This window comes from Streptomyces triticirhizae, from assembly GCF_003696235.1.
In the GTDB taxonomy this organism is placed as follows: domain Bacteria; phylum Actinomycetota; class Actinomycetes; order Streptomycetales; family Streptomycetaceae; genus Streptomyces; species Streptomyces triticirhizae.
Genome location: NZ_RFFJ01000244.1, coordinates 1 through 7,832 on the forward strand (window position 1 = coordinate 1; position 7,832 = coordinate 7,832).

The window sequence follows — 7,832 nt, forward strand, 5'->3', positions numbered from 1 at the left end:
TGCGCGCCGGGCGGGACGGCGCCCGGCGGAGCGGAGACGCCATGACTTCCCCCCGGCCCCCGCGCCCGCGCGGCGGACGCCCGGAGCGCGACCGCGCCAGCGCGCTGCGGCTGGCCACCCCGCGCCCCCGACTGCGCCTGGTCGGCGTCGGCCTGACGCTGGTGATGCTGGTGTTCGCGGTCCGCCTCGTCCAGGTGCAGGCCGTGGGCGCCGCCTCCTACGCCGAGCAGGCCGCGCTCAACCGCTACGTCCAGGTGCCGCTGACCGCCGAGCGCGGCGACATCACCGACCGTTCCGGCACCGCGCTGGCCACCACCGTCGACGCCTACGACATCACCGCCGACCCGCTGCTCTTCAGCGAGGAGGAGTCGGGTGTCGCCGACGCCCCCGAGCAGGCCGCCGCGCTGCTCGCCCCGATCCTGGGCCGCGACGAGGCGGAGCTGGTCGACCTGTTGGACGACCCCGAGACCCGCTATGTGGTGCTGGCCAGGGCGCAGACCCCGCAGACCTGGCGGCAGATCCGCGACCTGCGCGGCACCCTCGCCGAGCAGGCCAGCAAGGGCACCGGCGACCAGGTGCTCTCCGGCGTCTTCGCCACCGAGACCGAGAAGCGCGTCTACCCCAACGGCGACCTCGCCGCCGCCGTGCTCGGCTTCGTCAACGGCGAGGGCCAGGGCGCGGGCGGCCTGGAGGCCCAGCTCGACGAGCGGCTCGCCGGCGAGGACGGCACCATCACCTACGCCCAGTCCGGCGGCCGCCGGGTCCCGACGGCCGGCGAGAGCGAGCAACCCGCCGTCCCCGGCTCGGACGTCGAGCTGACCCTGGACCGCGACATCCAGTGGGCCGCCCAGGACGCCATCAGCGAGCAGGTCGAGGCGTCCGACGCGGACGGCGGCTATGTGGTGGTCCAGGACACCACCACCGGCGAGATCCTGGCGCTGGCCAACGCCCCCGGCTACGACCCCAACGCCATCGCCTCGGCCGACCCCGAACTGCTCGGCAACCCCGCCCTCCAGGACGCCTTCGAGCCCGGCTCCACCAGCAAGCTCGTCACCATGGCCGCCGTGCTGGAGGAGCGGGCCGCCACCCCCGGCACCCATGTCACCGTCCCCAACCGCCTCCCCAGGGCGGACCGGAGCTTCGCCGACCACGAGGAGCACGAGACGCTCTACCTCACCCTGGCCGGCGTCCTCGCCCACTCCAGCAACATCGGCACCATCCTGGCCGCCGAACAGCTCGGCGAGAGCCAGCCCGAGGCCAACGAGGTGCTCCACTCCTACCTCGACGCGTTCGGCTTCGGCCGCCCCACCGGCCTGGGCTTCCCCGGCGAGACCGCCGGCATCCTCGCCCCGGCCGGCGAGTGGAACGCGTCCCAGCAGTACACGATCCCGTTCGGCCAGGGCCTGTCGATCAACGCGGTGCAGGCCGCCTCGGTCTACTCCACGGTCGCCAACGGCGGCGAGCGGATCGCCCCGAGCCTGGTGCGCGGCTGGCGCGGGCCCGACGGCCAGTTCGAGCCGGCGCCCGAGCCGGAGCGGAGCAGGGTGGTGAGCGAGGAGACCGCCGAACAGCTCGGCGAGATGCTGGAGACCGTCGTCGCCAGCGAGGACGGCACCGGCTCGGCGGCCCGCATCCCCGGCTACCGGGTCGCCGGCAAGACCGGCACCTCCAACCGGGTGGACCCCGAGACCGGCGCCTACTCCGGCTACACATCCTCGTTCGCCGGCTTCGCCCCCGCCGACCAGCCACGGGTCACCGTCTACTGCGCGGTGCAGAACCCGACCGAGGGCGCCTACACCGGCAGCGAGGTGTGCGGCCCGGTCTTCAACGAGGTGATGGCGTTCGCCCTGGCGGCGCTCCAGGTGCCGCCCACCGGAACCGAGTTCGGCGGGCTGCCCGTCTCCTTCGACCCGGACGAGTAGCGGACGAGGAGCGCCGGGGCGCGCCACGCGGCCGGCGAGCCGCCGCCCCGCGAGGGCCGCCACGGCGGACCAGCGCGGCGGCGCCCCCGGCAGAGGCGGAACGCCCCGGCAGAAGCAGCACGCCCCCCAGGAAAGTCCCAGAGAAGTCCAGGAAAAGCGCCCCGAAGAAAGCGGAGCACAGGCACGTGAGAACCACCACCGACCGGTCCACCTCGTTTCGCTCCACCCCCGGCCCGCCCGGTACGCTCACCGCCGTGGCACAAGCTGATCACTCCCCGGCGGCCCCCCGTCCCCGGCAGCTGCGGCCGGTGCCGCTGGCCGCCCTGGCCGGGCCGCTGGGCGCCGAGGTTCCCGAAGGCCCGCCGGTCACCGGCATCACCCACGACTCGCGCGCGGTGCTCCCCGGCGACCTCTACGCGGCGCTGCCGGGGGCGCGCTTCCACGGCGCGGACTTCGCCGCCCAGGCCGCGAGCCTGGGCGCGGTCGCCGTGCTCACCGACCCCGGCGGCGCCGAGCGCGCGGCCGCCACCGGGCTGCCGGTGATCACCGTGCCCGACCCGCGCACCCGCATCGGCGCGCTGGCGGCGGCGATCTACCACGAGCCGGGCGCCGACCTGCTTCAGATCGGCGTCACCGGAACGGCCGGCAAGACCACCACGGCCTATCTGATCGAGGGCGGGCTCCGCGAGGCCGCCAAGGACGGCGAGGCCACCGGCCTGATCGGCACCGTGGAGACCCGTATCGGCGACGAGCGGGTGAAGTCGACGCACACCACCCCGGAGGCCACCGACCTCCAGGCGCTCTTCGCCGTGATGCGGGAACGCGGGGTCCGCTCGGTGGCCATGGAGGTCTCCAGCCACGCGCTGACCATGGGCCGCGTCGACGGCTGCGTCTTCGACGTCGCCGTCTTCACCAACCTCAGCCCGGAACACCTGGACTTCCACCTCGACATGGAGGACTACTTCCGGGCCAAGGCACAGCTGTTCACCAAGGCCAGGTCCAGGGCCGCCGTCGTCAACATCGACGACGAGTGGGGCCGCCGGCTGGTCGCCGAGGCCGGCGTGCCGGTGACCACCTACTCGGCCGAGGGCCACCCGGACGCCGACTGGCGCGCCGACGACGTCGAACTGGGGCCCCTGGGCTCCACGTTCACCGTGCTGGGCCCCGGCGGCCTCACCCTGCGGGCCGAGGCGCCGCTGCCGGGTCCTTTCAACGTCTCCAACGCGCTGGCCGCCGTCGTCGCCCTGGACGCCGCCGGCGTCGACCCGGCGACCGCCGCGCGCGGCGTGGGCGCGGTGCCCGGGGTGCCGGGCCGGCTGGAGCGGGTGCGCGCCGGCCAGCCCTACCTCGCCGTGGTGGACTACGCCCACAAGCCGGCCGCCGTCGAGTCCGTGCTCCAGGCGCTGCGCAAGGTCACCGAAGGGCGGCTGCACGCGGTGCTCGGCTGCGGCGGCGACCGCGACCCGCACAAACGCACCGCGATGGGCGCCGCGCTGGCCCGGCTGGCCGACACCGCCGTGCTCACCTCCGACAACCCGCGCTCCGAGGACCCGCTGGCCATCCTGGCCGCGATGCTCTCCGGTGCCGCCGAGGTCCCCGTCCACGAGCGCGGCACCGTCCTCGTCGAGGAGGACCGCGCCGCCGCCATCGCCGCCGCCGTGGCCCGCGCCGAGCCGGGCGACACGGTGCTGATCGCCGGCAAGGGACACGAGCAGGGCCAGGACATCGCCGGCGTGATCCGCCCGTTCGACGACCGCGTGGAGCTGCGCGCCGCCATCGAGCGCCGCGCCCGCGCCGGAACGCGCCCCGACGACCGAGCCCAACCCCCGACCGACCAACCGACGCCAGGCGAGGCCCGCTGAAGTGATCCCCCTATCCGTTGACCAGCTCACCACGGTCGTGCGGGGAGTGCCGCACGACATACCTCCCGAGCCGCCGCGCGTCACGGGACCCGTGGTCATCGACTCCCGGCGGGTCGAGTCAGGATCGCTCTTCGTCGCGCTGCCCGGCGAGCGCGTGGACGGGCACGACTTCGCCGCCCGCGCCGTCGCCGACGGCGCGGCGCTGGTGCTCGCCGCCCGCCCCGTCGGCGTGCCGGCCGTCGTCGTGGACGACGTGGTCGCCGCGCTCAGCGCGCTGGCCGCGCACGCGGTGCGCGCGCTCGGCCCCAACGTCGTCGCGCTCACCGGCTCCGCCGGCAAGACCAGCACCAAGGACCTGATCGCCCAGCTGCTGCGCACCACCGGGCCCACGGTCTGGACGCCGGGCTCCTACAACAACGAGATCGGCCTGCCGCTGACCGTGCTCGGCGCGAACGAGACGACCCGTCACCTGGTGCTGGAGATGGGCGCGCGGGGCGTCGGCCACATCCGCGCGCTGACCGAGCTGACCCCGCCCCGGATCGGCGCGGTCCTCAACGTCGGCACCGCGCACCTCGGCGAGTTCGGCAGCCGGGAGACGATCGCCCTGGCCAAAGGCGAGTTGGTGGAGGCGCTGCCGCCGGCCGAGGAGGGCGGCGTCGCCGTGCTCAACGCCGACGACCCGCTGGTGCGCGCGATGAGCGAGCGCACCAGGGCCCGGGTGCTGCTCTTCGGCGAGTCCGCCGAGGCCCACGTCCGCGCCGAGAACGCGCGCCTGACCCCCGAGGGCCGCCCGGCGTTCACGCTCGTAACCCCGGCCGGGTGCGCCGATGTGACGATGCGGCTGTACGGTGAGCACCATGTGTCGAACGCGCTTGCCGCGGCGGCCGTGGCGCACGAGGTAGGCATGTCCACCCCGGCCATCGCGGAAACCCTGGCCGGAGCGGAACCGCTCTCGAAGTGGCGGATGGAGGTCACCAAGCGGGCGGACGGCGTGGTGGTCGTCAACGACGCCTACAACGCCAACCCCGACTCCATGCGCGCCGCGCTGCGCACGCTGGTGCACATGGGCGCCGCCGAGGGCGGACGCACATGGGCGGTGCTCGGCGAGATGGCCGAGCTGGGCGACGACGCGTTGGCCGAGCACGACGCCGTCGGACGGCTCGCCGTCCGGCTCAACGTCAACAGGCTTGTGTCCGTGGGCGGTCAGGAGGCCGCCTGGCTGGACATGGGCGCGAAGAACGAGGGTTCGTGGGGTGAGGAGTCGGTGCGTGTGTCCGACGCACAGGCAGCGGTCGAGCTGCTGCGCGGTCAGTTGCGACCGGGGGACGTGGTCCTGGTGAAGGCGTCCAGGGCGGTGGGCCTGGAGCAGGTGGCCCTGTCGCTCGCGGCCGACGGTGATGGTGAGGTCGCCGCCCGATGAGGCAGATCCTCTTCTCCGGAGCCATCGGGCTCTTCCTGACCCTGATCGGCACCCCGCTGCTGATCAAGCTCCTCGCCCGCCGGGGCTACGGGCAGTACATCAGGGACGACGGGCCGCGCGACCACCACAGCAAGCGCGGCACGCCGACCATGGGCGGCATCGCGTTCATCCTGGCCACCCTGATCGCCTACGGCGCGACCAAGCTGCTCACCGGCCAACCGCCGAGCTTCTCCGGCGTGTTGGTGCTCTTCCTGATGGCCGGCATGGGCCTGGTCGGCTTCCTCGACGACTACATCAAGATCGTCCGCCGGCGCAGCCTGGGCCTGCGGGCCGGCGCCAAGATGCTGGGCCAGTTCATCGTCGGCGTCACCTTCGCGATCCTCTCGCTGAACTTCGCGGACGCCCGCGAGCTGACGCCGGCCTCCACCCACATCTCGTTCACCCAGGACTTCGGCTGGTCGATCGGCCCGGTGCTCTTCGTGCTGTGGGCGCTGTTCATGATCCTGGCCATGTCCAACGGCGTGAACCTCACCGACGGTCTGGACGGCCTGGCCACCGGCGCCGCCGTGATGGTCTTCGGCGCCTACGTCTTCATCGGCGTCTGGCAGTACGGGCAGACCTGCGCGGAGTTCGAGACCGCCAGCGTCACCTGTTACGAGGTGCGCGACCCGCTGGACGGCGCGGTGGTCGCGGCGGCCCTGATGGGCGCGCTCTTCGGCTTCCTGTGGTGGAACACCTCACCCGCCAAGATCTTCATGGGCGACACCGGCTCCCTGGCCCTGGGCGGCGCCCTGGCCGGCCTGGCCATCGTCTCCCGCACCGAGCTGCTGCTGGCCGTCCTCGGCGGCCTGTTCGTGCTGATCACCATGTCGGTGGTCATCCAGGTCGGCTCGTTCAAGCTCACCGGCAGACGCGTCTTCAAGATGGCGCCGCTCCAGCACCACTTCGAGCTGAAGGGCTGGAGCGAGGTGCTGGTGGTCGTCAGGTTCTGGATCATCCAGGGCATGTGCGTGATCGTCGGCATCGGCATCTTCTACGGAACGTGGGTGACTGACTGGTGAGCGGGAACGGGTTCGTCGGCCGCCGGGTCACCGTCGCCGGCCTGGGTGTCAGCGGCGGCAGCGCGGCCCGCGCGCTGCTGGACCTGGGCGCCGAGGTGACCCTGGTCGACGCCGGCAGCGGCGAGCGGCAGCGGGAGCAGGCGGAGCGGTTGACCGCCGCCGGCGTCGAGGTCCGCCTCGGCGAGGCCGACGCGCTGCCCAAGGGCACCGAGCTGGTCGTCACCTCGCCCGGCTGGCGGCCCGACCACCCGCTGTTCGCGGCCGCCGCCGAGGCCGGCGTCGAGGTGTGGGGCGACGTCGAGCTGGCCTGGCGGCTGCGCGGCCCGAACGCCGCGCCCTGGCTCGCCGTCACCGGCACCAACGGCAAGACCACGACGACCGGGATGCTGGCGTCGATCCTGACCGCCGCCGGGCTGCGCACCGCCGCCGTCGGCAACATCGGCACCCCGCTGCTCGACGTGGTCCTCAGCGAGCCCCCGCTCGACGTGCTCGCCGTCGAACTCTCCAGCTACCAGCTGCACTGGGCGCCCTCCGTGCGGGCCCACTCGGCCGCCGTGCTCAACCTCGCGCCCGACCACCTCGACTGGCACGGCTCGATGGCCGCCTACGCCGCCGACAAGGGCCGGATCTACGAGGGCAACGAGGTCGCCTGCGTCTACAACGTGGCCGACCCGGCCACCGAGGGGCTGGTGCGGGCCGCCGACGTGGTCGAGGGCTGCCGGGCCGTCGGCTTCACCGTCGGCCCGCCGGCCCCCGGGCAACTCGGCGTCGTCGAGGGCCTGTTGGTGGACCGCGCCTTCGTCGAGAGCCGGGAGGTGGCCGAGGAGCTGGGCCAGGTCGCCGACGTGGACCCGCCGGCCCCGCACAACGTCGCCAACGCCCTGGCCGCCGCCGCCCTGGCCCGCGCCTACGGCGTGCGCCCGGACGCGGTCCGCGCCGGGCTGCGCGCCTTCACGCCCGACCCGCACCGCATCTCCACCGTGGCGCGGGTGGCGGGCGTGCAGTACGTGGACGACTCCAAGGCCACCAACACCCATGCCGCCGCCGCCTCGCTGGGCGCCTACCCCTCCGTGGTCTGGCTGGCCGGCGGGCTGGCCAAGGGCGCCACGTTCGACGAGCTGGTCGCCGCCGCCGCCGACCGGCTGCGCGGGGTGGTGCTGATCGGCCGTGACCGGGCGCTGATCGCCGAGGCGTTGGCGCGACACGCGCCGGATGTGCCGGTCGTCGACCTCGAACGGACCGACACTGGGGCGATGGCGGCGGCGGTGCGCGAGGCGGCCCGCCTGGCCGGCCCCGGGGACACCGTCCTGTTGGCGCCGGCCTGTGCGTCAATGGACATGTTCACCAACTACACCGTGCGCGGCGAGGCGTTCGCCGAGGCGGTGCGGCGCCTGGCGACGGAGCGAGACGAGAACGAGCAGTAGCCCACCGGCGGCCCGCGACCGCCGTCGCGGCTGGAGGAGGGGTCCAGGTGAGAAGGGCGCGAGGGGCGCGGGGCCCGGGGACCGAGATGCCCCGGGCGACGGCCGGCGCGGGCACGGTGGGCGCCATGGTGCGCGCCGGCGCG

The 7,832-nt window shown here is 74.2% G+C and carries 5 protein-coding genes; all 5 read left to right on the forward strand.

The features are described from left to right. On the forward strand, window positions 1-1,922 hold a 1,922-nt coding region (locus tag EBN88_RS26880; protein WP_407703467.1), incomplete at its 5' end, for a peptidoglycan D,D-transpeptidase FtsI family protein. A gap of 254 nt (window positions 1,923-2,176) precedes the next feature. After that, on the forward strand, window positions 2,177-3,784 hold the full coding sequence (locus EBN88_RS26885) for a UDP-N-acetylmuramoyl-L-alanyl-D-glutamate--2,6-diaminopimelate ligase (protein ID WP_233581011.1): 1,608 nt from the start codon (window positions 2,177-2,179) through the stop codon (window positions 3,782-3,784). Between the two features lies 1 nt (window position 3,785). Further along, window positions 3,786-5,204: a UDP-N-acetylmuramoyl-tripeptide--D-alanyl-D-alanine ligase gene (locus EBN88_RS26890; protein ID WP_122399644.1), complete on the forward strand. Its 1,419-nt coding sequence runs from the start codon at window positions 3,786-3,788 to the stop codon at window positions 5,202-5,204. Beyond that, the gene (mraY, locus tag EBN88_RS26895) at window positions 5,201-6,265 is read left to right on the forward strand and encodes a phospho-N-acetylmuramoyl-pentapeptide-transferase (RefSeq protein ID WP_122399645.1); all 1,065 of its coding nucleotides are present in this window, start codon (window positions 5,201-5,203) and stop codon (window positions 6,263-6,265) included. Before EBN88_RS26890 ends, mraY begins: the two co-directional genes overlap by 4 nt. Continuing rightward, the gene (gene murD, locus EBN88_RS26900; RefSeq protein WP_122399646.1) at window positions 6,262-7,689 is read left to right on the forward strand and encodes a UDP-N-acetylmuramoyl-L-alanine--D-glutamate ligase; all 1,428 of its coding nucleotides are present in this window, start codon (window positions 6,262-6,264) and stop codon (window positions 7,687-7,689) included. Before mraY ends, murD begins: the two co-directional genes overlap by 4 nt. The last annotated feature ends 143 nt before the right edge of the window (window positions 7,690-7,832 follow it).

Coding starts and splice junctions, on each gene's coding strand:
- mraY (WP_122399645.1), top strand. CDS start 5,201: ATGAGGCAGATCCTCTTCTCCGGAGCCATCGGGCTCTTCCTGACCCTG.